The 26,241-nt window shown below is 62.2% G+C and carries 24 protein-coding genes; 3 read left to right on the forward strand and 21 right to left on the reverse strand.

The features are described from left to right. Positions 1-24 precede the first annotated feature (24 nt). From CXK96_RS06140 to dksA, 13 genes are all read right to left on the reverse strand, one after another. Positions 25-1,203, reverse strand: coding sequence for an acetyl-CoA C-acetyltransferase (locus CXK96_RS06140; protein ID WP_102835606.1), 1,179 nt, complete (start codon positions 1,201-1,203; stop codon positions 25-27). A gap of 93 nt (positions 1,204-1,296) precedes the next feature. Continuing rightward, a complete protein-coding gene (locus tag CXK96_RS06145) occupies positions 1,297-2,172 on the reverse strand; it encodes an oxygenase MpaB family protein (RefSeq protein WP_102835607.1) in 876 nt (291 codons plus the stop codon). Between the two features lie 158 nt (positions 2,173-2,330). Further along, positions 2,331-3,995: a glucose-6-phosphate isomerase gene (gene pgi / locus CXK96_RS06150; protein ID WP_102835608.1), complete on the reverse strand. Its 1,665-nt coding sequence runs from the start codon at positions 3,993-3,995 to the stop codon at positions 2,331-2,333. Positions 3,996-4,328: 333 nt separating this feature from the next. Continuing rightward, a complete protein-coding gene (gene panD / locus CXK96_RS06155) occupies positions 4,329-4,709 on the reverse strand; it encodes an aspartate 1-decarboxylase (protein WP_019342093.1) in 381 nt (126 codons plus the stop codon). 101 nt (positions 4,710-4,810) lie between these two features. Further along, positions 4,811-5,674, reverse strand: coding sequence for a pantoate--beta-alanine ligase (gene panC / locus CXK96_RS06160; RefSeq protein ID WP_102835609.1), 864 nt, complete (start codon positions 5,672-5,674; stop codon positions 4,811-4,813). Further along, positions 5,671-6,471, reverse strand: coding sequence for a 3-methyl-2-oxobutanoate hydroxymethyltransferase (gene panB, locus CXK96_RS06165; protein WP_102835610.1), 801 nt, complete (start codon positions 6,469-6,471; stop codon positions 5,671-5,673). Before panB ends, panC begins: the two co-directional genes overlap by 4 nt. A 161-nt stretch (positions 6,472-6,632) precedes the next feature. Beyond that, the gene (gene folK / locus CXK96_RS06170) at positions 6,633-7,127 is read right to left on the reverse strand and encodes a 2-amino-4-hydroxy-6-hydroxymethyldihydropteridine diphosphokinase (RefSeq protein ID WP_102835611.1); all 495 of its coding nucleotides are present in this window, start codon (positions 7,125-7,127) and stop codon (positions 6,633-6,635) included. Next, a complete protein-coding gene (locus CXK96_RS06175; RefSeq protein ID WP_102835612.1) occupies positions 7,128-8,525 on the reverse strand; it encodes a polynucleotide adenylyltransferase PcnB in 1,398 nt (465 codons plus the stop codon). Positions 8,526-9,182: 657 nt separating this feature from the next. Further along, complete coding sequence (locus CXK96_RS06180; RefSeq protein ID WP_102835613.1) at positions 9,183-10,607, reverse strand: sigma-54-dependent transcriptional regulator; 1,425 nt, start codon at positions 10,605-10,607, stop codon at positions 9,183-9,185. A gap of 197 nt (positions 10,608-10,804) precedes the next feature. Next, positions 10,805-13,759 carry a sensor histidine kinase gene (locus tag CXK96_RS06185; RefSeq protein ID WP_102835614.1) on the reverse strand — a complete coding sequence of 985 codons (2,955 nt, stop codon included), beginning with the start codon at positions 13,757-13,759 and terminating at the stop codon, positions 10,805-10,807. After that, positions 13,743-13,919, reverse strand: coding sequence for a hypothetical protein (locus CXK96_RS06190; RefSeq protein WP_003095129.1), 177 nt, complete (start codon positions 13,917-13,919; stop codon positions 13,743-13,745). The genes CXK96_RS06185 and CXK96_RS06190 overlap by 17 nt, the downstream gene beginning before the upstream one ends. Before the next feature lie 119 nt (positions 13,920-14,038). Further along, a complete protein-coding gene (gene gluQRS, locus CXK96_RS06195; RefSeq protein ID WP_102835615.1) occupies positions 14,039-14,929 on the reverse strand; it encodes a tRNA glutamyl-Q(34) synthetase GluQRS in 891 nt (296 codons plus the stop codon). A 92-nt stretch (positions 14,930-15,021) separates the two neighbouring features. Next, positions 15,022-15,465 carry an RNA polymerase-binding protein DksA gene (gene dksA, locus CXK96_RS06200; protein WP_064481641.1) on the reverse strand — a complete coding sequence of 148 codons (444 nt, stop codon included), beginning with the start codon at positions 15,463-15,465 and terminating at the stop codon, positions 15,022-15,024. Positions 15,466-15,658: 193 nt separating this feature from the next. On the opposite strand from dksA, the gene CXK96_RS06205 reads away from it, so the two are divergent. Together CXK96_RS06205 and sfsA are read left to right on the forward strand one after the other, a co-directional pair. Then, on the forward strand, positions 15,659-16,831 hold the full coding sequence (locus CXK96_RS06205; RefSeq protein ID WP_102835616.1) for a pyridoxal phosphate-dependent aminotransferase: 1,173 nt from the start codon (positions 15,659-15,661) through the stop codon (positions 16,829-16,831). Further along, entirely contained in the window at positions 16,831-17,538 is a 708-nt protein-coding gene (sfsA, locus tag CXK96_RS06210) for a DNA/RNA nuclease SfsA (protein WP_102835617.1), read from the forward strand. Before CXK96_RS06205 ends, sfsA begins: the two co-directional genes overlap by 1 nt. Positions 17,539-17,583: 45 nt before the next feature. Here the strand turns inward: sfsA and CXK96_RS06215 are convergent, their stop codons facing one another. The 8 genes from CXK96_RS06215 to CXK96_RS06245 all read right to left on the reverse strand — a co-directional run bounded on the left by CXK96_RS06215 (position 17,584) and on the right by CXK96_RS06245 (position 24,856). Beyond that, on the reverse strand, positions 17,584-18,903 hold the full coding sequence (locus CXK96_RS06215) for a PQQ-dependent sugar dehydrogenase (protein WP_102835618.1): 1,320 nt from the start codon (positions 18,901-18,903) through the stop codon (positions 17,584-17,586). A gap of 33 nt (positions 18,904-18,936) precedes the next feature. After that, entirely contained in the window at positions 18,937-19,464 is a 528-nt protein-coding gene (locus CXK96_RS06220) for an MgtC/SapB family protein (protein WP_102835619.1), read from the reverse strand. 63 nt (positions 19,465-19,527) lie between these two features. Beyond that, entirely contained in the window at positions 19,528-20,550 is a 1,023-nt protein-coding gene (locus tag CXK96_RS06225; protein WP_102835620.1) for a DUF5924 family protein, read from the reverse strand. 151 nt (positions 20,551-20,701) lie between these two features. Then, positions 20,702-21,184 (reverse strand): DUF2726 domain-containing protein, encoded by a 483-nt coding sequence (locus tag CXK96_RS06230; protein ID WP_102835979.1) that lies wholly within the window; start codon positions 21,182-21,184, stop codon positions 20,702-20,704. Positions 21,185-21,659: 475 nt separating this feature from the next. Then, positions 21,660-22,247, reverse strand: a complete 588-nt coding sequence (locus tag CXK96_RS06235; RefSeq protein WP_102835980.1) for a TIGR00730 family Rossman fold protein — start codon at positions 22,245-22,247, stop codon at positions 21,660-21,662. Between the two features lie 61 nt (positions 22,248-22,308). After that, entirely contained in the window at positions 22,309-22,578 is a 270-nt protein-coding gene (locus CXK96_RS20620) for a hypothetical protein (protein WP_146030694.1), read from the reverse strand. Between the two features lie 257 nt (positions 22,579-22,835). Then, entirely contained in the window at positions 22,836-23,486 is a 651-nt protein-coding gene (locus CXK96_RS06240; protein WP_102835621.1) for a response regulator, read from the reverse strand. Further along, the gene (locus tag CXK96_RS06245; RefSeq protein ID WP_064481647.1) at positions 23,483-24,856 is read right to left on the reverse strand and encodes a histidine kinase; all 1,374 of its coding nucleotides are present in this window, start codon (positions 24,854-24,856) and stop codon (positions 23,483-23,485) included. Before CXK96_RS06245 ends, CXK96_RS06240 begins: the two co-directional genes overlap by 4 nt. 290 nt (positions 24,857-25,146) lie before the next feature. Here CXK96_RS06245 and CXK96_RS06250 point away from each other — a divergent pair, with 290 nt between their 5' ends. Then, the gene (locus CXK96_RS06250; protein ID WP_064481648.1) at positions 25,147-26,229 is read left to right on the forward strand and encodes a methyl-accepting chemotaxis protein; all 1,083 of its coding nucleotides are present in this window, start codon (positions 25,147-25,149) and stop codon (positions 26,227-26,229) included. The last annotated feature ends 12 nt before the right edge of the window (positions 26,230-26,241 follow it).

Consider the following 26,241-nt stretch of genomic DNA (forward strand, 5'->3'; position numbering starts at 1 on the left):
TTTGGCCGGCGGGCTACCCGTCGGTCAGCGTTCGATTGCCAGCGCGACGCCCTGACCGCCACCGATGCAAAGCGTCGCCAGTCCTTTGTGGACGTCGCGGCGGATCATTTCATGCAACAGAGTCACCAGGATGCGGCAGCCAGATGCGCCGATCGGGTGGCCGATGGCGATGGCGCCGCCGTTGACGTTGACCTTGTTCGCGTCCCATCCCAGTTCCTGACCCACCGACAGCGCTTGTGCCGCAAAGGCTTCGTTGGCTTCTATCAGATCGAGCTCGTCGAGTGTCCAACCTGCCTTTTCCAGGCAGCGACGCGTGGCCGACACCGGGCCAATGCCCATGATGGCCGGGTCGACGCCAGCGTTGGCATAGCTGGCGATGCGAGCCATGACCGGTAGGCCGAGCGCCTTGGCCTTTTCGGCACTCATCAGCAACACCGCTGCTGCACCGTCGTTAAGGCTGGAGGCGTTACCCGCCGTGACGCTGCCGTCTTTCTTGAAGGCTGGCTTGAGCTTGGCCAGGCTCTCTGCCGTGGTGCCGGCCCGCGGTTGTTCGTCGGTGTCGAACACCAGCGGCTCGCCTTTGCGCTGCGGAATCTCGATTGGGGTGATTTCCCCGCGCAGGCGCCCGGCTTCAATGGCGGCTACCGCTTTCTGTTGGGAGGACGCCGCGAACGCATCCTGGGCCTCGCGCGTAATGCCGTATTTCTCCACCAGATTTTCGGCTGTAATGCCCATGTGGTAGTCGTTGAAGGCGTCCCACAAGCCGTCCTGGATCATGCTGTCGACCAGCTTGCCGTGGCCCATGCGCAAGCCCGTGCGGGCGGCGGGCATGACATAGGGCGCCAGGCTCATGTTTTCCATGCCGCCGGCAATCACCACATCAGCATCGCCACAGCGAATCGCCTGTGCAGCCAGGTGCAGCGCTTTCAGGCCCGATCCGCAGACCTTATTCAGAGTCATTGAGGGTACCGCATGGGGTAGGCCTGCGCCGATCGAAGCCTGTCTCGCCGGGTTCTGTCCCGCACCTGCGGTCAGCACCTGGCCGAGGATGACTTCGTCGACCTCCGCGGCATCGATTCCGCTCTGCTGAATGAGTTGGCGAATCACCGCGGCGCCCAGTTCGACGGCAGGTATGTTGGCCAGGGCGCCCTGAAAGCTGCCGACAGCGGTGCGAGTGGCAGCGACGATAACGACGTCTTGCATGATCTTGAACCTCGAGAAAGGTGCGGGCTCCGCGGGGCGCTCATGGTGGCACAGGCCGAAAGGTGGCTCCAGGTGCGGAACCTGCCGGTCACGCTAGCGTATGGGCAGGCCCATGCGGCGGCGCGCCCGGTGAACCGAACCGCTGCGCACGGCCCAGCGCAGGACCGGCGCGGTTCGCCTGACGGCCATTCGGATCAGTTGTCTTTGGCGGTCGGACTGGCTGAGATCAAGCATGTCGCTGGCCCAGTCCGGCAACAGGTCGACGCCGGCGCGCATCATCAGCGCGCCAAACGGCTTGGCCAGGCGACTCGGAGCAGGGGCGTCGAACAGGATGCGCACGATCTCCCGTGAGCGCTCATCGCAGAGCAGCTGTGGGCGAATCGCTTTCAGATAGTCGTCAATCTCTTGCCGGGAATGCGGCACATGGCGGGCGCCGAGCGCTTTGGCAATACGCGCCACTTCACTGTAGTAACGATCTTGCTCTTGACCTGGCAATGCGGGGTTGAGGTAGCGCAGGTGCGCCTTGAGAAAGCTGCTGACTTCGGCAACGTGCACCCAGGTCAGTAAGTCTGGGTCGTACGCAGCATAGGGGCGGCCGTCCGGTGCATGCCCAGTAACCTTGAGGTGAATGGCCCGGACCCGTTCGATCAGTCGCTGCGCATCGGTCTGACTGCCAAATGTAGTCGCCGAGATGAACTGGCCGGTGCGGCGCAGCCGACCGAGCAAGTCGTCGCGAAAATTCGAGTGGTCCCAGACGCCGGCTAAGGCGAGTGGATGCAGGGCTTGCAACAGCAGGGCAGAGATCCCGCCCACCAACATGGAGGTGAAGTCACCGTGCACGCGCCAGCAGACTGACTCCGGGCCGAACAGGCCAGGGTCACCTGGTGGGTTTTCGTAGTCGACACCGCCGATGGCCAGTCCGGTCAGGCTGAGCACCTGCGTTTCAATATGACGGCGGATGATTTCCAAAGGCAACGTCTGGCGTGACTGGGAACTTGAATGTTACCCGAAGCGCAGGTGTTACCCAGGCCTGGCCGATCAATCCAGGGTCGCACGCGTGCAAGTCATCAGAACAGTGGCGGGAGGGTTGCCGGACAGCGACCAGGCGCTGTCCGGTTCTGCATCGATCAGCCGCGATGACGGCCGCGGAAGAAGTTGATCAGCCCTTGGGTCGAAGCGTCCTCGGCGGGCTGCGCATCGAAGCTGGTCATCTGGCCGTAGACGGTTTTGCCCAGGTCCTTGCCGAGCTCCACGCCCCACTGGTCGAACGAGTTGATGCCCCAGATCACGCCTTGGACGAACACCTTGTGCTCGTAGAGTGCGATGAGGGCACCGAGACGGCCTGGACTGATGGTTTCCATGACCACGGTGTTGCTCGGTCGGTTGCCCGGAATGACCTTGTGCGGCGCCAGACGCTCGATCTCGGCTTCGCTCATGCCTTTTGCACGCAGTTCAGCCTCCGCCTCTTCGCGCGTCTTGCCGCGCATCAAAGCCTGGCTCTGTGACAGGCAATTGGCGTAGAGCCACTCGTGGTGGTCGGCGACCGGATTGTGGCTGACCACAGGCACGATGAAGTCTGCGGGAATCAGTGGTGTGCCCTGGTGCAGCAACTGATGGTAGGCATGCTGGCCATTACAGCCGACACCGCCCCAGATCACCGGGCCGGTATTGCAGGACACCGGTGTGCCGTCCTGGCGCACGCTCTTGCCGTTGGATTCCATGTCCATCTGCTGCAGGTGTTTGACGAAGTTGCGCAGGTAGTGGTCGTAGGGCAGGAAGGCGTAGCTCTGCGCGTCCCAGAAGTTGTGGTACCAGATGCCCAACATCGCCAACAGGATCGGCATGTTGGTTTCGAACGGCTCGTTGAGGAAGTGCTGGTCCATGCTGTAGGCACCGGAGAGCAAGTCCTTGAAGTTGGACATGCCGATGGCCAGCGCGATGGGCAGGCCGATCGCCGACCACAGCGAGTAGCGCCCGCCAACCCAGTCCCACATTGGAAAGATGTTCTTCTCGCGGATGCCGAACTCGACGGCCGCTTTTTTATTGCTGGTGACCGCGATGAAATGCCGGTAGAGCTTTTCCTCGGTGCCGCCTTTACCCAAGTACCAGGTGCGCGCAGCCTGGGCGTTCTTCAGGGTTTCGAGGGTGCCGAAAGTCTTGCTGGAAATGATGAACAGCGTGGTTTCGACGTTCAGCTTGTCGGTTACCTCGCGAAATTCACTGCCGTCGATGTTCGCCAGGTAGTGCGTGCGCACGCCATGCTGAGTGAAGGGCAGTAGCGCTTCGGAGACCAGCTGCGGGCCGAGAAACGAGCCGCCGATGCCGATGTTCACCACGTCTGTGATGGTCTTGTCGCTGAAGCCGCGCCAGAGGTTGTTATGGATCCGGGTGACGATGTCGGTCATCTGCGCCAGCGCCGCATGCACGTCACGCATGATGTTCTTTCCGTCGACCATCACCGACTCGCCCATCGGTCGGCGCAGCGCGGTGTGCAGTACCGGACGGTTTTCCGAGGCGTTGATCCGCTCGCCTTCGAACATGGCGCGGGCCGCCTGCTCGACGCCGGCCTCGCGCGCCAGGTTCACCAATAGGGTGCGGGTCTCCGGGGTGATCAGGTTCTTTGAGTAATCAAGAAACAGGCCGCTGCAGGAAACCGACAGGTCATCGAAGCGCGTCGGATCGGCCTTGAATGCCTCGCGCATGCTGAAGTTCTGCATGGCCAGGCGGTGTTCTTCCAAGGCCTTCCAGGATGGCAAGCCGGTGGCATCGAGAGGGTGCTGGTAGTAGCTCATGGTTGTGCGGCTTCCTTTGCTTTGGCGGACTGTCTGCGGCTCTGCGATTCGTTCGGACAGTCATTCGATCATGCTGGCACGCTGGCATTCGTCCTGAATGCGGCAGGCGCGTTCCGCTGCGATTGGACCGCAACGGCGACGGTGCATCCTGCACCGTCGAGACTGGTCTGACTGGCAAAAACGCGCGGCGTTCCGAAGCGTTGCGCACAGGCTGCCGATAGCGACCAAGACAAGACGACCATTGCAGATTTATAGGGTCGGGGGAAACCCTCTGCACACAAAAAAGCCCGCATCACTTGGGTGATGCGGGCTTTTGATCAACTGACTTCGAATTCAGGCGACCTGAACCGGAATTGCGTTGCTGGTGTGACTGAGATCGCCATCGGCGCCCATATACAAAACGTGTGGCTTGAAGCTGGCCAGTTCGGCTTCGCTGTAGTGCGCGTAGGCACAAATGATCACTCGATGACCCACGCCGGCCTTGTGCGCGGCGGCGCCGTTGACGGAAATGATCTTCGAGCCTTCCTCGCCGCGGATGGCATAGGTAGTGAAGCGCTCGCCGTTGTCGACGTTGTAGATCTGGATCTGCTCGTATTCGCGGATGCCGGCGAGGTCGAGCCAGTCACCGTCTATGGCGCAGGAGCCTTCGTAATCCAGAACCGAGTGGGTCACCTGGGCGCGGTGCAGTTTAGCCTTGAGCATGATGGCGTGCATGGCGGGGTCCTCCGGGGGCGCAAGCGGCGCAGAGTGTGCCCGAACCCTCAGGTGTGTTCAAGACTGAGGGCCGGGCTGGGTTAGGCCGATGGTCGGCTGTATCAGGACGCTCGCTGGGAGATGTCTACCAGCAGGTTATCCAGCAGCCGGGTCTTACCGAGGTAGGCCGCGGCGAGAATCACCAATTCGCGGCTGTCGGCCGTGACCGGGCTGAGATCCAGTGCGTTGCGAACTTCCAGGTAGTCCGGGCGCAAGCCGGCGGTCTGCAGGCGCTGATGGCCTGAAGCAAGCAGCGCCGAGTAGTCGCGCTCACCGTTACGTATGGCTTCGGCCAGTTGCTGCAGCGTGCGGTGCAACACCGGGGCGGTTGCGCGCTCGTCAGCGCTGAGGTAACCGTTACGTGAGGACAGCGCCAGGCCGTCCTCGGCGCGTACGATGGGCTCGCCGATGATCTGCACGGGCATGTTCAGGTCGCGGACCATAGTGCGGATGACCGCCAGCTGTTGGAAGTCCTTCTGGCCGAAGACCGCAAGGTCCGGTAACACCATGTTGAACAGCTTGCTGACAACGGTAGAGACGCCGTCGAAATGGCCTGGGCGGCTGCCGCCACAGAGCCCCTCGGACACGCCTGGTACGCGGACGATGGTCTGCAGCGCCTGACCATGCGGATACATCTCCTCGACGCTGGGCGCGAACAGCAAGTGGCAGCCGGCGTCGAACAGCTTGTCCTGGTCGGCCGTCAGCGTGCGCGGATAGCTGGCGAGGTCTTCGTTGGGGCCGAACTGCAGCGGATTGACGAAGATGCTGGCAACCACGAAGTCAGCGCGCTGGCCGGCCTTCTTGATCAATGCAATGTGGCCGGCATGCAGGTTGCCCATGGTCGGCACAAAGCCGATGCGCTTGCCTTCGCCCCGTGCGCGGGTTACTGCGGCGCGCAGGTCGGCAACAGTTTTCACCACGTTCATGCGGAGAACCCATGTTCGGCGGCAGGAAATTCGACGGACTTAACCGCCAGGACGTAGGCGGCGATGGCGGTCGGAATGTCGCCATGCTCGCGCATGAAGTTCTTGACGAACTTCGGTGCTCGGCCGGTCAGCGACAAGCCGAGCATGTCGTGCAGAACCAGGACCTGACCATCTGTTGCGCTACCGGCGCCAATACCGATTACCGGTACCGTTACCGCCTGGGTAATACGTGCGGCCAATTCACTCGGAACGCATTCGAGCAGCAGCATCGCCGCCCCGGCATCCTCCAGTGCTTTGGCGTCAGCAATCATCTGCAGCGCCTGAGCTTCTTGACGGCCCTGAACCTTGTAACCGCCGAAGATGTTCACGGCCTGCGGGGTAAGCCCCATGTGCGCGCAGACGGGGATGCCGCGCTCGGCCAACAGGCGAATGGACTCGGCCAGCCAAGCTGCGCCTTCGACCTTGATCATGTGCGCGCCGGCCTTCATCAAGGTCGCCGAGTTGTTCAGCGTCTGTTCGAGGGTGGCGTTGGCCATGAACGGCAGATCAGCGACGATCATCGCCCCGCGGTTGCCACGTTTGACACAGGCCGTGTGATACGCCATCTCGTCAACCGAAACCGGCAGGGTGCTGTCGTGACCTTGCAGGACCATCCCCAGGGAGTCACCGATCAGCAGCATCTCGACACCGGCCTCGCAGGCAATCTTGGCGAAGGTGGCGTCATAGCAGGTCAGCATGGCGATCTTCTCGCCTTTCTGCTTGAGGCCTTGCAGGGTGGTCAGGGTTACGTCTGGCATGAATGCCGTCCTCCTAAAGCCTCTCGGGGATCACGGTTGCAGGCGGAGCGTCAGGGTTGCCCCGTTTCGATGCGTGCCGGCAGAGGGCGCTTATAGTCCAGATGGCGGCGAACTAAGTCAATCGTGAGTGTTACCCAAAGGTTACATCTGTTACCCAGGGGTTACAGCGGCTCGCCAAGCCGCTCGAGGCCTTCGTAAGGGCAGCTGGCGACGAGCGCGGCAAGCGAGCGGCCGTCGGCGAGCTGCAGGCCGTCCGGGGCTATCTCGGCGAGCGGGTAGAGAACGAAGGCTCTGGCATGCATGTGGTAATGCGGCACCGTCAGGCGCGCATCGCTGATCAGGCGATCACCGAACAGCAAGATGTCCAGGTCCAATGTTCGCGGGCCCCAGCGTTCGGCTTTGCGTTGACGGCCTTGGGCCAGCTCGATGGCTTGGAGCGCATCGAGCAGGGCCAGGGGTGGCAATGAAGTGTTCAGCGCAGCCACGGCATTGTGGTAACGCGGCTGATCCGGCGGGCCTAGTGGGTCGCTGAGATACAGCGAGGACACAGCGGCGAGATGCGTGTCGGGGATTCTGTTCAGGGCGTCGAGGGCGCTACGCAGCTGATGGCGAGGTTCGGCCAGGTTGCTCCCCAGGCCGATATAAACCCGGTCCATTTAATCGGCAGACGCCGGTGCGCTTTCGTTGGGGCCGCGCTTGCGACGGTTGCTGCGACGACGTTTGCGTGGAGCACCGCTGCCATCGTCCTTGTTGCTCAGCCCCCGAATCATGTTGCGGCGCTCGCTCTCGTTGGCTTCCTGGTAGTCCGTCCACCATTCACCCAAGCCATCGGTTTCTTCACCGGCGCTCTCACGCAGCAGCAGAAAATCATAGCCGGCGCGGAAGCGTGGATTCTCCAGGAGCTGGTCCGCACGCCGCCCTTGACGGCGCGGCAGGCGTTCCTGCATGTCCCAGATCTCGCGCATGGGCATGGTGAAGCGCTTGGGAATAGCCGTGCGCTGGCACTGTTCCCATATGAGGTCATGTGCCGCTTCCTGCATGGCCGGGATTGGCGGCAGGCCCCGTGACTGAACCTCGGCGACCCGCGCCGGCAAGGCCGGCCAGAGCAGCGCCGCAAACAGGAAGGCCGGGGTGACGGGCTTGCCCTGGGCGATACGCAGATCGGTATTGATCAGGGCGTTGCGGATCAGCGTGCCGGCATACTCGGGGTTGGCTTCCAGTGCATCGGCGCTGGCTGGGAAAAGCGGTGCGAACAGGTCGTATTCGAGCAGCAATTCGAAAGTGCGTTCGGCTTTGCCGCTAAGGAACAGCTTGATGATTTCATCAAACAGGCGGGCAGACGGCACGTCGTTCAACAGCTCGGCCAGATCAGCAATCGGCTCGGCGCTGTGCTTTTCGATTTCGAAGTTCAGCTTGGCGGCGAAGCGGACTGCTCGCAGCATGCGCACCGGATCTTCTTGGTAACGCTGCTCTGGATCGCCAATCAGACGTATCAGTCGGTTGCGTATGTCGTGCACACCATGGGTGTGGTCGAGGATCCGCTCGGAGGAAGGGTCGTAGTACAGGGCATTGATGGTGAAGTCGCGGCGCTGCGCATCGTCTTCCAGCGTGCCGTAGATGTTGTCACGCAGAATCCGCCCGCTCTCGTTGCGCGAAGCCAGATGGTTGGCTTCATAATCGTCTTCTTCCGGGTGGTTGGCGCGGAAGGTCGCGACTTCGATGATCTCGCGACCGAAATGCACATGGACCAGCTTGAAACGGCGGCCAATGACGCGGGCGTTGCGAAATTCGGCGCGCACCTGTTCGGGCGTGGCGCTGGTCGCTACATCGTAGTCCTTGGGTTCCAGGTCCAGCAGCAGGTCGCGGACGCATCCGCCCACGACATAAGCCTCGTAGCCGGCATGCTGGAGGCGCTCGACGACGCTGACAGCGTGTCGGCTGAGATCGTTGCGGTGCAGCGAATGCTGCCGGCTGGACAGTATTTCGGGGGTGCGACGAGGATGCGGTAGTCGGCGCAGGGGGAAACGAAAAGACTGGAACAGCTTTTTCAGCATGAGAGGCACTGTGTGGCGAAATGACAAGGTGGCGAGGTGAATAGCCACGAAACAGGCGTGGATTCTAGCACCGGGAGCAGGGATGGTGAACGAAGCGCGGAGAGGTGTCAAAGTACGGCGAGGGCCAGAAAGCACGAGGGGGAGCCGAAGCTCCCCCTTTAAATGATGTCGCGTGCTTTGTTGTTATTAGTATTTCGGGCGTGTTGTTTTTGTTTGGGTCGCCCGTTCCCTTCAGCTATCGCGTCCGGGAATCGCTCCTACATTGGGAGCAAAGAGCAAACGGATTTCTTTGGTCGCTGATTTACCATTGATCATTCGATCCAACCAGTTCAGGCGCTGCTTATGCAGTTTTTGTTGTTCTCAGCCTGGTCGTGGGGCAAAACCCCATTTGGCATTTCCTCTCCAAAAGAATCAGTTAGCTACGCCTCTGCCTTATTGTCTTTATTTTGCTAGAGCCGGTACGTCTTGTTCTTGTTGTGGGTCTGCTTGTTATTGTTGTTGTGCTAGATATAAAGCATTAGCCGTGCCAGTTTTTGAAAAGTCTTTAAAATCAATGGTTTGGTGTTTTTCGTGGTTGGTTTTGCCTGTGGGGTCGGTGGCGGCCGTTACCGATGAACCCGCATTTTGTTACGTCTTGGTAGTGGCGGTAACAGCGCACTACCCAGCGGCGGCCGATTTGCGTCGTGGTATCCCCAGTCGCTGGCGACGCTCCCACAGGCACTTGCGGCTGATGCCGAGCTTGCGGGCGAGCTCGGTCTCGGTCATGTGGTCCTGGTGCTCAAGTACGAAATGCTGAAAATAGTCTTCCAGCGACAGATCCTCGGTTGGCTCGTTGCTGGTCGAGACAGCGGAACCGAGCGGAACGCCGGGTTCATCGAAATCTTCGTCGAGAGGGTCGAGCTCGATATCGATACCCAGTAGCTCAGCGCTGATCTCGTCACTCTCACTGAGAATTGCCGCGCGCTCGATGGCATTCTCCAGTTCGCGCACGTTCCCCGGCCAGCCGTACTGCCGTACGGCCTGCTCGGCCTCGCGGGAGAAATGCAAACCCTCACTGCCCATGCGCTCGCTCTGGCGTGCCAGGAAAGCCTTGGCGATCTCCAGCACATCGGCGCCGCGTTCACGCAGGGGCGGGAGTTTCAAGGCGATGACGTGCAGTCGGTAGTAGAGGTCTTCGCGAAATTGCCCATTTTTGGCCAGCGTCTTCAGATCACGGTGGGTTGCAGCGACCAGGCGCACATTGACTTTTTGCGACTGGGTAGAGCCCACCCGCCGAATTTCGCCTTCCTGCAGTACGCGTAACAGTCGCGCCTGTGCCTCCAGCGGCAGCTCTCCGATTTCGTCGAGAAACAGGGTGCCGCCATCAGCGGCCTCGACCAGGCCGGCGCGGCCGGCACTGGCGCCGGTAAAGGCACCTTTCTCGTGGCCGAAGAGTTCGGACTCGATCAGGGTTTCCGGAATGGCGGCGCAATTGACCGAGATCATCGGCGCCTTGGCGCGACGGGAAAGGTTATGCATTGCGCGGGCAACCAGCTCTTTGCCAGTGCCCGATTCGCCTTGGATCAATACGTTGGAGTCGGTCGGAGCGACCTTGCGGATCTTGCCGAACAAGTCCTGCATCGGGCCGCAGCGACCAATGATGCCAAGATCGCCATTGATGGAGTCTTCTGTCGTTGCGTCAGCAGCGGGCGTGGCGTTGCGTGATGTCTCAGCTGGCGCTGCGGCAGCTTGCTGCCGATCATGAAGAATGCGTGCCACGGTTTGCAGCATCTCGTCGTGATCAAAGGGCTTGGCGATGTAGTCCACCGCGCCCATTTTCATCGAGTCCACTGCCGAGCGCAGGCTGGCGTAGCTGGTCATGATCAGCACGGGCGTGCCTTCGGCCAGCTTGATCAGCTCGGTACCGGGAGCGCCTGGCAGGCGCAGGTCGCTGACGATCAGATCGAAAGAGGGAATGCTGAAGCGCTCCTGAGCTTCCTGTACCGAGCCGGCTTCGCTGACCTCGTATTGGTTGCGCTCGAGCAGTCGGCGCAGGGCGGAGCGGATAATAGTTTCGTCTTCGACGATCAGAATATGGGACATCAGTACTCTCTCGACGGTCTGAAAGCGGCTACACATTGGCTGGAAACGGCGCTGAAGAGGGCTCGTTTACGAACCTGTGCAAGCCGCCGCGGTGCGGCTGCGGGGCGCCAGCGTCATCTTCACCCAGGTCGCGGCGGGGCCAGCTATACGCTGGGTCACTCATGGTCGAGACCGGGCTAAAAACTGCCGTCGCCTCGTCAATCACCGGAATCTGTTGCCTCGGCATGACGCGGCAGGGTGATGCGGAAACGCGTGCCGCGTTGGGTTTCCGGGTCGGCCGGGCTATCAATATTGATTTGCCCATAATGCTCTTCCACGATCGAATAGACCAGTGCGAGGCCCAGCCCTGTGCCCTCGCCGGGGTCCTTGGTGGTGAAAAATGGCTCGAAAAGTCGATCCTGAATCGACTGCGGAATGCCGCTGCCTTCGTCTTCGACGATGAGATAGACGGTCTGTTCGGAGACCTCGCTGCGTACTCGGATGGCGCCGCCGGGCTCCGATGCGTCGCGGGCATTGGACAGCAGGTTGATCAGTACCTGAGCGAGCCGCTGCGGGTCTCCCTCGGCCACATGACCGGGGTCGCAGAGGTTGAAAAAGCGCACCTCGGTGCCGTGGCGGTTGAGTGAGAGCAGGGCAATTGCATCTTGAGCCACCTCGGCCAGGCTTACCGGGTACCGGTCCTGCTGTCTGCCGCCAGCGTGGGCGAAACTCATCAGCGACTGAACGATGCGCGAGACCCGCTTTGTCTGCTCGACGATCTGGTTGCTGGTCTCGATGATCTCCGGGTCTGCCTCGCGCTCCTCGCGTAGGTTCTGCGCCAGGCAGGCGATGCCGGTGATCGGGTTGCCGATTTCGTGGGCGACCCCGGCCGCCAGTCGGCCAATGCTGGCCAGGCGCTCGGAGTGGACCAGCCGATCTTCAAGCTGCTGGGTCTCGGTGAGGTCTTCGATCAGCAGTACCAGCCCGCTGCTGCCCGGTGCCAATGGCTCGGCAATCGCGGCCTTGTGCAAGTTCAGGCAGCGGCTGTGGCCGTCCAGTTGCAGCCGCTGTTTATGCAGGTGCTCTTCGCGCTGCTGAGTGAAGTCGCTCAACAAACTCTGCCAAGGCTCGGCGATGGTCGACAGGCGCGAGCCCACCACCTGCAGCGCGGGAATCTCGGTGAGCTCTTCCAGCGCTCTGTTCCACATCAGGATCTCCTGATCCTTGGCCAGCGAGCAGACGCCCATCGGCAGCTCCTGCAGGGTCTGCCGGTGATAGCGGCGCAGTGCATCGAGCTCGGCGGCCAGGCCAGTCAGGCGCGAGTGATAATCCTCCAGGCGACTCTCGATGAAATGGATATCTTCGGTGACGTAGCTGTCCGCACCGTTCTTGTACGAGAGGAAATTCTCGACGATGTCCTGGGCAACGCTCGGACCCATCAGGCCTGAAAGGTTTGCCTCGATCCGGTCGCGGAGCCGGCGCAAGGCATAGGGGCGATGCTCGTCAAAGGGCAGCTGCAGATCGCGCAGCGCCTGCTCAACCTCACGCTGCGCGGTCTTGGCGCCGAGCGGCTTGGCCAGCTGGGTGGCGAACTCCTGTGGCGACGCAGCTGCCAGTTCACGACGTTGCGGTCGGCGTACGTTTTCCACTGCACAGGCTTCGGCGGCGGCTTGCTCCTCGGCGCTGGTCTCGGTGAACAACGAGAACAGCGAAAACGCCAGCACGTTGACCGCCAGCGAGGCGATTGCCGCCAGGTGCCAGCTGGTGTCGTCGAGCACGTAGACCACGTTGAACAGCGGGATATAGAAACCATCAAGGTTGCCTACCAGCGGCAGCAGCATGGTCACAACCCAGACGGCGATGCCGGCCAGCAGCCCTACAATGTAGCCCCGGCGATTGGCGGTAGGCCAATACAGCACCGACAGCACACCAGGCAGAAACTGCAGGGTCGCCACAAAAGCGACGATGCCTAGGTTCGACAGGTCCTGTTCCGCACCGAGTAACAAATAGAAGCCGTAGCCGGCCATGATGATGGCGAGGATCAGGCTGCGCCGGGTCCATTTCAACCAGCGGTAGATGTTGCCTTCGGTGGGCGGCTGGTAGAGCGGCAGTACCAGGTGGTTGAGCGCCATGCCCGACAAGGCCAGGGTGCTGACGATGATCAGCCCGCTGGAGGCCGAAAGTCCGCCGACGAAAGCCAGCAGCGTCAATGTCTCGCTCTGCGCCGTAATACCGAGGCCGAGGGTGAAGTATTCAGGATTGGTGCTGACGCCAAGCTTGAGTCCGGCCCAGAGAATCAGCGGTACGGCCAGACTCATCAGCAGTAAGTACAGTGGCAGGCCCCAGCTGGCGCTGACCAAGGCGCGCGGGTTGAGGTTTTCGGTAAAGGTCATGTGATACATGTGCGGCATCACGATCGCTGAGGCGAAGAACACCAGCAGCAGAGTGCGCCACGGGCCTTCCTGCAGCGGCGTGTGCAGGGCCTGCAGCGCCGACTGGTTCTGCAGCAGCCAGATTTCCAGCTGATGCGGCCCGCCAAACACGACAAACAGTGCATACAAACCGATCGCGCCGAAGGTCAGCAGCTTGACCACCGATTCGAAGGCGATGGCGAACACCAGCCCTTCGTGCTTTTCCCGCGTGGCGATATGGCGGGCACCGAAGAGGATGGTGAACAGCATGATCATCACGCAGTAACCCAGCGCGACCCTTTCCTGCAGAGGCTCTAGGGTGAGAATCCCGATGGCGTCGGCGACGGCCTGAATCTGCAGGGCGAGTAGCGGCAACATGCCAATCAGCATGACCACCGTGGTCAGTGCACCGCTCCAGGTGCTACGGAAGCGGAAGGCGAACAGGTCCGCCAGCGACGCCAGCTGGTAGGTCCGGGTAATGCGCAGTATCGGATAAAGCAGTACCGGCGCCAGCAGAAATGCGCCGCACACGCCCAGGTAGGTGGCGAGGAAACCGTACCCGTACTGATAGGCCAGACCCACCGTGCCATAGAAAGCCCAGGCGCTGGCGTAGACGCCAAGGGACAGCGTGTAGGTGAGCGGATGGCGAATGATGCTGCGCGGGATCAGCCCGCGCTCGCTGACCCAGGCGACGCCGAACAGCACCAGCAGGTAGGCGACACTGATCAGAATCAGGTGGCTGAGGCTAAAGCTCGTCTGCATCGCGTTGACTCTGAAGAATGAAGGTCACCACGATGAGGATCAGCCACAACAGATAAGGCCGGTACCACGCGCCGTTGGGGTCAATCCACCAGTCCATGATGGCAGGGGAAAACAGATAGATCCCCACCACCAGGAGCAGCACCAGTCGGTAGATATACATGCTGGAACTCGTGTCGAAAGTAGGCGGATGGTAAAGGAAGCGGCAAGCGGCAGGCCACAGGCTGGCAGAAAAGAGCGGCGCGGGTCGGTTTGTCTCACGCCGAAGGTAAAGATGCTGCCTCAGCGCAGCTGCGACTCGGCAAGGGTGCGACAGCGCGGAATGCGCTCGGCATCCCAGTGGGCGATTGCCCAGGTCAGTACCTCATCGGGCAGGGCATCGGTCAGCGCGCTCGGAGTGGTTTGGCCGAGCGCGCGCAACGCGCGCAGCAACAGCGGTGTGGCTTCGGCCGGCTCCAGTGGCGGCGAGCGGTAACGCTTGCCCAGCTTATGGCCGTCCGGTTGGATGATCAGCGGCACGTGCAGATAGCGCGGGCGGGAAAGGCCAAGCAGCTCCTGCAGGAACAGCTGGCGCGGTGTGGAGTCGAGCAGATCGGCGCCACGGACAACGTCGGTGATGCCTTGCCAGGCATCGTCGAGCACCACTGCCAGCTGATAGGCGATCAGCCCGTCTCTGCGGCGAATGACGAAATCGCCAACTTCACGACCCAGGTCCTGGCTGTACTGGCCCTGGACGCGGTCGTTGAAGCTGTAGGTTCGATCCGGCACGCGCAGGCGAATGGCGGCGTCCTGGGTGTCGCGTCCTGCTTCGCGGCAGAAGCCTGGGTACAGTCCGGCGAACGCCTGCAATTGTTTGCGCGAACAGGTGCAGGCATACGCATGGCCGTCCTGCCTGAGCCGCTCGATCACCGTGTTATAGACATCAAGCCGATCGCTCTGGCGGACCATCTCTCCATCCCACTGAAACCCGTAGGCTTCCAGCGCCCGGAGAATCGCAGACTGAGCGCCTGGCATTTCACGCGGCGGATCGAGGTCCTCCATGCGCAACAGCCAACGACCACCCACGGCACGGGCGTCGAGATAGGAAGCGAGGGCGGCAATCAGCGAGCCGAAGTGCAGGTAACCACTGGGGGTCGGCGCGAAGCGGCCTATATATGGAGAGGGTGTGGACATGAGCCGGCTCGGATAAAGGGCGTCGAGGCGGGGTGAAGCTGGGGCGCGGGAGGGCGCAAATGAGGCGGGGCGCCGTAGCGCCCCGTTCGGGATCAGGAACCGATCTGCTTTTCCTTGATCTCCGCCAGCGTCTTGCAATCAATGCACAGCGTGGCGGTGGGGCGGGCTTCCAGGCGACGGATACCGATTTCGACGCCGCAGGAATCGCACCAGCCGTACTCATTGTCTTCGATCAGCTGCAGCGTCTCGTCGATCTTCTTGATCAGCTTGCGCTCGCGGTCACGGGCACGCAGTTCCAGGCTGAACTCTTCTTCCTGGCTGGCGCGGTCGGCCGGATCAGGGAAGTTGGCCGCTTCGTCCTGCATGTGATGCACGGTGCGGTCGACTTCTTCCATCAGCTCCAGCTTCCACTTGTTGAGGATGCCGGTGAAATGAGCGCGCATGTCATCGCTCATGTATTCCTCGCCCTTGGACTCCTTATAAGGAACGAAGGCGCGGATCAGTTGGTTGCTGGGTGTCGTCTTAGTAATGGGCATGGATGAACGCCTCTCGCTATGTCCATTGCGCAGGATAGTGAAATCCCTCTGCCGGCCCGTGCCGGCCCTGCGGCTGCAAGCGGGCGAACTTACCAGATCGTATCGGGGTGCGCTACTCCCGAATATCACGGTGGCTGCGGTGTCAGGGGGACCTTCGGTAGAATTCACGTTTTGTACTCGTCAGGAAGGTCAGATGACCTCGTCATATAGCGCGCGTAGCCGTGCAATCGAACCCTTTCACGTCATGGCATTGCTGGCCCGGGCCAATCAATTACAGGCGTCTGGACATGATGTCATTCACCTGGAAATCGGAGAGCCGGACTTCACCACCGCCGCGCCCATTGTTGCGGCCGGTCAGGCTGCCCTCGCTGCTGGTCATACCCGCTACACCGCTGCCCGAGGGCTGCCGCAGTTGCGCGAGGCGATTGCCGGTTTCTACAAGCAGCGCTATCAACTGTCTATTGACCCCGAACGCGTGCTGATTACTCCCGGCGGATCCGGTGCGCTTCTTCTGGCCAGCAGTCTGTTGGTCGATCCAGGCAAGCATTGGCTGTTGGCGGATCCCGGCTACCCGTGCAACCGGCACTTCCTGCGCCTGATCGAAGGTGCTGCGCAGCTGGTGCCGGTGGGTGCGGACGTGCGTTATCAGCTGACGCCCCATCTGGTCGAGCGATACTGGGACAAGGACAGCGTTGGCGCCCTGGTGGCCTCGCCGGCCAACCCCACCGGCACCCTGCTGACCCGTGACGAGCTGGCGGCGTTGTCCGCTGCGCTGAAGTCGCGTGGCGGACATCTTGTAGTGGACGAGATCTACCACGGCCTCACCTATGGCACCGATGCGGCCAGTGTGCTGGAAGTCGACGATTCGGCCTTTGTGCTCAACAGCTTTTCCAAGTACTTCGGCATGACCGGCTGGCGCCTCGGCTGGCTGATCGCGCCACCTCAGGCGGTGAGCGAACTGGAAAAGCTTGCGCAGAACCTCTACATCAGTGCGCCGACCATGGCGCAGCATGCTGCTCTGGCCTGTTTCGAGCCGGCCACGCTCGAGATCCTCGAGGCACGTCGCCGCGAATTCGCCAAGCGACGCGATTTCCTGCTACCGGCGTTGCGCGAACTGGGCTTCGGTATCGCGGTGGAGCCGGAAGGCGCTTTTTATCTATACGCCGATATCAGCGCCTTCGGCGGTGATGCCTATACCTTCTGCCAGCACATGCTGGAAACCGAATTTGTCGCCATCACGCCCGGGCTGGATTTCGGACGGCACCAGGCCGGTCACCATGTACGTTTCGCCTACACCCAGGATCTGCCCCGGCTGGAGCAGGCGGTGGAACGCATTGCCCGCGGTTTGCAGAGCTGGAAAGGCTGATGCAGTTCTCGACGCCGCTCGAGCGGGGACGCCTGATTCGGCGCTACAAACGCTTCCTTGCCGACGTGGTCACCGATGCGGGTGACGAGCTGTGCATTCATTGCCCGAACACCGGCTCAATGCTCAATTGCATGGGCGAGGGCGCGCGCGTCTGGTTCCAGCGCAACAACGATCCCAAGCGCAAGCTGCCGGGAACCTGGGAGCTGGTGGAAACGCCGCAGGGGCGCCTAGCCTGCGTCAACACGGCACGCGCTAATCGACTGGTCGAAGAAGCCCTGCTGGCAGGCTTGATTGGGGAATTGAACGGCTTCACCGCGCTCAAGCGGGAGGTGGCCTGCGGGCTCGAAAACAGCCGCGTGGACTTTCGGCTCGACTATCCCACCGGGCCGGCGTTCGTTGAAGTCAAAAGCGTGACCCTGGGGTTCGCTGATACGGCTGTTGCGGCCTTTCCCGATGCGGTGACGGACCGCGGCGCTCGTCATTTGCGCGAACTGGCGGTGCTGGCGCGTCAGGGCCTACGGGCAGTACAACTGTATTGCGTCAACCTCACTGGTATCGAGGCCGTGCGCCCTGCTGGCGAGATCGACCCGCGCTACGCCGCCGCGCTGCGGGATGCTGTGGAGGCGGGCGTCGAAGTGCTGGCCTATGGTGTCGAGCTGTCGCCTGAAGAGATCCGGCTGGTACGTCCGTTGCCGGTCATTCTCTGACCAGGCCTGGCGCGACCGGCAGGGCCCGGTCGCGATTCGCACCCTTTACCGGCGGCTCGGTGTTACCCGCCAGATCACGTTACCGACGTCATCAGCCACCAACAGCGCGCCGGCCTTGTCCACTGCCACGCCTACCGGGCGACCCATGGCCTGCTCATCCTCGTTGAGAAAGCCGGTCAGCACGTCTTGGGCAGTGCCGTCCGGCTCGCCATTGTTGAAAGGTACGAAAACCACTTTATAGCCACTGCGCGGCTTGCGGTTCCATGAACCATGCTGGCCGATGAAAGCACCGTGTCGGTAGTGCTCCGGCAGCAGCGACCCTTCATAGAAGGTCAGGCCGAGAGAGGCTGTGTGTGCGCCAAGCGCATAGTCGGGCACGATGGCTTTGGCCACCAGATCTGGGCGTTGCGGCTTGACTCGCTCGTCGACGTGCTGACCGTAATAGCTGTAGGGCCAGCCGTAGAAGCCACCGTCCTGTACAGAGGTCATGTAATCCGGCACCAGGTCGCTGCCGATTTCGTCGCGCTCATTCACTGTGGTCCACAGTTTGCCGCTGTCGGGTTGCCACGCCAGGCCATTGGGGTTGCGCAGGCCGGAGGCGAACAGCCGCAGCGTTTTGTTCTGCGGGTCAACTTCGAGAATGGCGGCGCGGTTTTCTTCCGCTTCCATGCCGTTCTCGGCAACGTTGCTGTTGGAGCCGCTGGTGACGTACAGCCGTGATCCGTCCGGGCTGGCGATGACGTTCTTGGTCCAGTGATGATTGATCGGCCCTGCGGGCAGGTCGACGACTTTCTCACCCGCCGCGTCGATGCGGGTAGCGCCTTGTTTATAGGGGAAGCGCACCAGAGCATCCGTGTTGGCGACATACAGCTGATCGCCTATGAGCGCCATGCCGAACGGTGAGTGCAATCCCTCGAGAAATACCGAGCGATCTTCGAGCGTGCCGTCACCATCGCGGTCACGCAGCAGCGTAATACGGTCGGCGCTCTCGCCGCCGGAGCCCGCCCGCGCCATGACCTTTTTCATGATCCAGCCACGAATGCCCTGGCCGTCGTCCGGTTTTGCGGGCGCATTGCTTTCGGCCACGAGCACGTCGCCATTGGGCAGCACGTAGAGCCAGCGCGGGTGGTCGAGGTTGTCGGCGAATGCTCGAACCTGCAGTCCGGCGGCCGCTTGTGGAGTGCGGCCCTCAGGCCATCCGGTGGCTTCGGCGATGTTGACAGTCGGGATCAGCGTCTTGTTTGGTGCGGGCAGCGCTGGGTCCGGTCCGTAGCCGGCTTCGACTGGCAGTGTGGCGGTATCGCCGCAGCCGGCCAGACCAAGCATCAGCGCTCCGGTGGTCAGGTAAGCGTAACGGTTATGCATGATCTACTCCTGAAGGAAAGCTGCAGGCGGTTGTCATGGGGCGTCATCCTGATCACGCCCCTTCTTTTCGGCACCGGCTGACCTATGCGCCGCATGCTGCTCCAGGCGAGGCATCAGCAAAAAGATCACCAGTGCGAAGGCCGTGGTCATCACCGCGGTTGATTCGTGACCCAGCCCCGTGGCAACCCCGATGGCGGCGGTCAGCCAGATGCCGGCGGCGGTGGTGAGGCCTTTGACGTCCTGAACCGAGCTTCCCTTGAGAATAGTGCCGGCGCCAAGAAAGCCAATGCCGGTGACAATGCCCTGCATGACGCGTGAGAGGTCCTCGATGGGCATTCCTGCTTCGAGGGGCACCAGCACGAAGAGGGCAGCGCCGAGCGACACCAGCATGTGGGTTCGCAGGCCGGCAGCCTTGCCCTTGTATTCCCGTTCGTAGCCGAGCACACCCCCCAGAAACGCGGCCAGAACCAGCCGTACGGTGACGCGAATCGCATGTTCGAAGTCAGGGATGTCGGAGAATTCCGAGGCGACGGTGCGGCTCAAGATGTCCCACCATTCCATGCATTCCTCCCTTGCCAGTAGCGGACGCCCTTTGCCGTTCGAGTGCCGCCTGGCTTCAGCGGTTCACTCGACGACCTCGAAGCGCAGCATGCCGATCATCTGGCCGGCCTCGGTCATCACCCGTATGCGCCATTTACCTTGGGCCTGCGCGGGGAAGTTGCGCTTGTGAGTCCATGCGCGGTAGCCGGCATCCCGGCCGCCACTGATCTCCAGGGGAATACGATCGACTCGTCGTCCGTTGTGTGTCCACTCATGATAGATGCGCTCTTTCAGGCCGCGCGGCGCGTTGATCGCGGTGAACGCATAGAGGCCATTGCCATGCAGCTGTTGGCTGGTCAGTTCACGCAGGCGATTGCCAGGCTTGCGCGACTCATCGTCGAGGGTCATGGTCACTGCAACATCCGTCAGCCAGAGCGTCGCCGGCGGCACCCAGGTGCGTCCCAGCCAGCCGGCCAGGCCGACCACGGCGGCGAGAGACAGTATCCCCAGCACGCTTTTCCAGTTCCATGAGGTGAACAACCCGCCGAGACTCGGCAGGGCCAGCACCACGGCGATGCCCAATGCCCAGAGGTAGGTCTGCGGTGTCGACAGGTGAAAGATGATCGGCAGCGCAGTCAGCAGAACGGCGAACAGTGTCAGCGCGTGAAAAGCCAGGTAGACCCAGCGTCGCGGCGCCAGCCACTTGTAATAGAGCGGGTCAACCAGCGAGACCAGTGCTGCCACGCCCAGCAGCACGGTGAATGCGGCCTGGCCGCTGTTCCAGGTGGTGGTGATAAAGAAGAAGGGAATGATGAAGAACAGGCTTTCCTGGTGGACCATCTGCGTCACGTAACGCAGCAGCGGCGGCGGCACCTTCCAGCCGAGGCGACGTTCCAGGCCGGTGCGCAGACTTTTTTCCAGCATCAGCCAGAGCCAGCTGACCAACATCAGCGCGGCGATGAACTTGGCTAACCCGGCCTGACGTTCAACCAGCACGAAACTGGCCAGGCCCGAGCAGAAACCGAACAGTGCAAAGGTTCCGGGGTAACGGCTTATCAGACGAGAAGCAAGCCCGAACAGCGCCTGCAGGCGGGCTTTCAACGGCATGGGGTGCTCACGAGCGGGGTGTCTCCGGGAAAGGGCGCGGCATTATGTAGGGCCGCTGCCCTGCGATTGTCGCGCGAAACCCGCCGCGATTCGATCACCGGCGAGCCGAATAATCACAGCTCCCTGCGGCGGTCGTGGCGTGCCTAGCTGCCTATGGCCGAGTTTCAATGGCCTGCTCGACGGCGGCACGCAGCCGGTCATAGGCGCGCGCCGTTTCCGCCGACAGGCGAACCAGCGGCAGGCCGATGGTCTGACACAGTTCATCGACAAAGGTATTGGCCGCGTTTGCCGGTTCCATTTCGATGGCGCATTGCGGCTCCAATGTCGTCCTGTCGCATAGCAGAAAATCGAAGCGGGCTGCCGAAATGCGGTTGACTGCCCGGTACCAGTGCGAACGGCGCGGGATGGCGGTCACGTCGACGACGTCCGCCAGGCGCACCTTGGCAAGGATGACGAAACGCTCGCCCATCGCCGCCTGCAACAGCTCTAGCAGCTCACGTTCGCTGGGTTGGAACAGCGGCTGCTTCAGCGCGTAGGGGAGGCGCAGGGCTGGGTGGTTGTACTGTCGTTGCTTGATGAAAAAAACCAGCGCAAAGCAGACGAAAGCCGCCAACACCATGGCGAGGAAGCTCATCATTGGAGCGGCACCGACATCAACAGGCGAGTTGAATGAGGGCGCGGGATGACAGCAGCTGACCGGGACAACATGAGAGGTTCCTTGAGTAGGCCTATGCGATTGGAGGCGTTGTCCCCAGGGAAGTTCGTTGTTGGCGAGGGTGCAGCTTTCCGCTGATGAGGTTATCCCGGATATCTGTTAGGCGTTCTGTGGATAAGCTTTGGGTTGAAGGCTGTACGCCATGAATCACGAGGCTTGCAGCGGTTTGGTCGTTTTTTGATCGAACCGCTTGTGGGCTGTAAGACTGCACGGCAGCAAAGGTTATGCAAGGCTTTTCGGGTATGTTTGCCGCCTCGCCTGGTGGGCTTCTTCTAGTTATCCCCGGTTACTGTGGAGGGTGCTGTGGATAACCATCGGCGAACCCATTGCAAGCCACGGAGCACGCTGCCTGCACAGATCTGGTTGTTTTCTGTACAGGCCGGGCGGCGAGCACTTACGCCGGTGCGCGCTTGCCCCAGCGCGTCTCGGCGCTCGGCTGCCAGTCGTGGAGGAGCTTCAGCAACGCCTCGGGCGAGTCGCTGCGCTGGAGCATGCCGCGGTGTGGAGCCTTGACGAAGCCCTCGTCCACCAGATGGTCGAGAAAGTGGCTGAGCTTGCTGTAGAACTGATTCGTGTCGAGCAGGCCAAGCGGTTTGCCGTGGTAGCCCAACTGTCCCCAGGTCCAGACCTCGAACAGCTCTTCGAGCGTGCCGAGGCCGCCCGGAAGCGCAATGAAGGCATCCGAGAGCTCGGCCATCCGCGCCTTGCGCGCATGCATGCCGTCGACCACCTCCAGCCGTGTCAGTCCGGTGTGGCCGACCTCGGCGTCCTTGAGGCTCTGGGGAATGATCCCGATGACCTCACCGCCAGCCGCCATCGCGGCATCGGCTACCACTCCCATCAGGCCGACCGCACCGCCGCCGTAGACCAGCCGGATGCCGCGTTCGGCCAACGTCTGGCCCAAATTCTCGGCCGCCTCTCGGTAGATTGGATCATGGCCAGTACTGGCGCCGCAGAACACGCATATCGAACGCAGGGACATCATCGACTCCGTCAGGTTGAACGGCAGGCAGCGTAACGCCATGGTCCCGCCTGGCCAAGTCTCAGCAGGGCTCGCCAATGCAGGCACCGCTGATTCCCAGCGCATAGTTGGCAAACAGGGTCTGAATCATTTCCAGGCTGGACATGGCGGCGGCTCCTTGGGGTGTGAAGACAAGCCTAAGCGTGTCGCGGGGAGCCGCCTCGTAGGTTTTCCTGATCGCTTCGATAGCTTGGAGAATACTTATCCCCGACGGCTGTGCAGCTTTCTGTGGATAACCTATTGGTGAATGTCTGAACGCCGCGGATGCATTGGCGTTGCGGTAACTGATCACTTACTGATCAGTATTTGCGATCCGCCTATAAGTGATTGTTCGATGAGCATTTTCGCTTGACTGTTCGCTTCCTCTGACACGTCGAAATGCCGCTGTGAGTTGTTCAGTATTCTTGTGGGGCGCTCTGTGGATAACGTGGGGAAACGAAACGCCAGGCCGCGCCCCGCGTGGCATGCGGCGGGTTGGCTGAAAATTAACCAATCGGCCCGTCGCGCCTTTTTAGACCTTCCGACTGGGCTGCTGGCGTTGCCACCGGCTCAGTCCTCTTCGCTCACCAGGCCCTTGCGCAGCGCATACAGCACCAGCGAAGGCACGTCGCGCAGCTTGAGCCGATCCATGATCTGCGCCCGGTGCGCATCGACAGTCTTCACGCTCAGGCCCAGGCCGCTCGCAATCTCACGGGTCGACACGCCGCGCACGATCAGCCGCAGGATTTCGATCTGGCGTGGCGTCAGCTGCGCGGCAGCAGGCTCGGCGCGCTGGCCGCCTTCGATCACCGCCGACTGGATGACCGTTTGCGCGATGCCGGGGCTGAGGTAGGACTCGTTGCGCGACAGCGCCCTCAGTGCCAGCTCAAGTTCCTGCGCGGCGGCGTCCTTGAGCAGGTAACCGCTGGCGCCCAGGCGCAGCGCCTGCAAGACGTAGTCCGGCGTGGTGTGCATCGACAGGATCAGAATCTGTACGTCCGGGAACTCTGTGCGCCACTGACGCAGGGCGTCCAGGCCACTCATGTGCTTCATGCTGATGTCCAGCAGCAGGATGTCCGGCTTGAGGCGGGAAAGAATGCCGTGCACTTCGCTGCCGTCGGCCCCTTCGGCCACCACCTCGTATCCCGGCTGGTCCTGCACCAGCGCCCGCAGGCCCGCTCTGACCAGTCCATGATCGTCGATCAGTGCTACCCGTTTCATGCCTTTACTCCAGTGTGCGGACATGCAGCTACGATCGGCAGCTGCATGGTTACCCGTGTGCCGACCCCGCTGAGGCTGGCTATGTTCAATTCTCCACTCAACGCCGCGGCGCGTTCCTCCATGCTGGTCAGGCCCAGACTTTGAGCGCGTGTGCGAGCCGCTCGAACGTCGAAGCCGACGCCGTCATCAATGATTTCGACGCGCAGGGCATCGTCTGTGCGGCAGATGAGCACGTCCACACGGCCGGCGCAGGCATGGCGGGCAACGTTGTTCACCGCTTCCTGAACGATGCGGAACGCCACCAGGGCGACATCGGGAGAAAGGTCGACCGTTTTGCCCTCGAGCTTAAGCGACCAACGGGTGTGCGCAGCTTCGAGGAAGCGCGACAGATGCCACTGCACGGCAGCCTGCAACCCGAGCGTCTCGAGCTGCAGGGGATGCAGTGCCAGCGACAGGCTGCGAACCTTGCCCAGCGCCTCGTCGGCGGCATCACTGAGCTGGCCGGCCAGCTTGGCCAGCGCCGGTTCATGGGCCAATGACAAGCGCAGCCGCTGCAGGTGCAGCTTGAGGGCGGTCAGCTGCTGGCCGATGTCGTCATGCAGGTCGCGGGCGAGCTGGCGGCGCTGGCTTTCCTGCACCTCCATCAGCCGCTGCGACAGATGTTGCAGCCGCTGGTTGGCCTGTTCCAGCTCGCGCTGCATTCGCTCCGATTCGCTGATGTCACGCAGCAGCAGGAGCACATCATGGTACCCGTCGTTTTCCAGTAGCAGCTCGCATACTTCGGCCTGAAACGGGGTGCCGTCGACGCGCAGCAGGATGACGTGTCGAAAGCACAGCGGGCTGATCACGCCGCACTGCAGGCGGTCCAGTCGCTCGGTTTCGCGTGCCCGCAGATGCGGGGCAATGTAGGGCTGCCATTCGCCAGTGACCGAGGGAGCCTCGCCTTTCGGATCGAACAGGCTGCCGGCCGCCGCATTGCAGAAGCGGACCTGTCCGCTGCGAATGATCACCACGCCATCGGGCAGGCTGGCGACCATCCGCTCGTAAATCCGCGGCGAATAGGTGGCGGTCGGCTCGGCTGGCGGCGAAGGAGCAACGTCCGCGTCGCGGGTGCTTGCAGCTCCGGCGACAGCTGACTGTTGCGCCCGCATCGAACGGAGCATGACTTGGATGGCCAGCGACCACAGCGCCGAAGACAACAGCAGCGCCAGCAGGCTCCAGACGATGGCCACCGAGGGCTGAGCACCCATCAACAAGCCGCCCAGCAGCACAAAAGCCGCATGCAGCGTAGCGATGGCCCAGGGCATCCAGCGCAACAACTGCGGGGAAGGGCCTAGCCGGTCAGCGATGTCCGATACACGCTCCGTCATTTGAGAACTGTTACCTGTGGTCGATGGGTGCCGCTGTGTGCGGCGCCCCCAGGGGTAGCTGTTTTTCTGCGCGAGCGCTCTATTCAGCCTAGTCCGCGCGCAGTTCCTCGCAACGTGCAGCCGGATGATGAGGTAAGGCGGCGTATGCATGCCCCGGCAGCGGCGGCGGAAACTTTAGGGCTCCGACACCTTAGGACACCCTAGGGCCGCCTAGGGTTTTGCCTGATACCGCCGTTGATGGCGGCTGCCTATCGTGCCGGTCATTCGACTCTGCCCTGCGAGGCCGCACTGTGTTTGCCTACCCTGCACTCTGGATTGGAATCGCCACCGGGCTCGCTGGCCTGGCCCTGGGCTCGCCCTGGATCGCTGGCACGGGCAGCGCTGTCTGCGTGGCTGCGGCAGTCTTTCTCAAGCCGCGAGCGTCTCGCGCGGCGATCAACTCCGAGCCAGTGGTCGCAGCGCCGGCTGCCGCCCCAGCGGTGGAGCCGCTGCTCAATGCCGTGTTACCGACCTGGGACAAGAACCTCGGGCAGGTGCGTGACATCCAGCAAAACAGTGTGCGCCAGCTGTTCGAACACTTCGCCGGATTGTCGGATCGGCTCAGCCAGACCCTGAGTAAGTCGGACAACGTGATCGGCGGCGATGGTATGGCCAGCAGCCTGCGTCAGGCACAGAACCGCTTGAACGAAGTGACCTCGGCGTTCCATGCCGCCAGCGGCCGCAAGGCTGAATTGCTGGGCACTATCGCCGACCTCAACGGGTACGCCGCAGAACTGCAGTCCATGGCCAAGCACGTGCAGGACATTGCCAGCCAGACCAACCTGCTCGCGCTCAATGCCGCGATTGAAGCGGCCCGTGCCGGCGACTACGGCCGTGGTTTCTCGGTGGTCGCCGACGAGGTGCGCAAGCTGTCGACGCTGTCGGCCGAGACCGGCCAGCAGATGGGCAACAAGGTCAGCGAGATCAACCAGGCGATTCGCGCCACTGTGACCGCGGCCGGCGAACTGACCACCAGCGAGCGCGACAACCTCAGCTACCTCGACAGCGTGGCGGGCGACGTCATGCAGGGGTTGGGACAGAGCCTCAACGAACTCTCGGTCACCTCGCTGCAGCTGCAGCAGGAGACCCGCGTCACCCAGGCGACCATCGAGGAGATCGTCGTCAGCCTGCAGTTCCAGGACCGCACCGACCAGATGCTCGACCACCTGCAGCACGACATGCAACGCCTGGATCAGGCCGTGCGCGTCGGCGATGGCAGCGTGAGCGACCCGAAGCGCTGGCTGCGCGAGCTGCACCAGCACTTCACCACCGACGAGGAGCGCCACGGCAAAACCCGTAGCAAGAGCTCCGGCGACGACGTGACCTTTTTCTGATTCAACAAGGAG

Origin of the sequence: Stutzerimonas stutzeri (assembly GCF_002890895.1) — a bacterium.
GTDB lineage: Bacteria > Pseudomonadota > Gammaproteobacteria > Pseudomonadales > Pseudomonadaceae > Stutzerimonas > Stutzerimonas stutzeri_AB.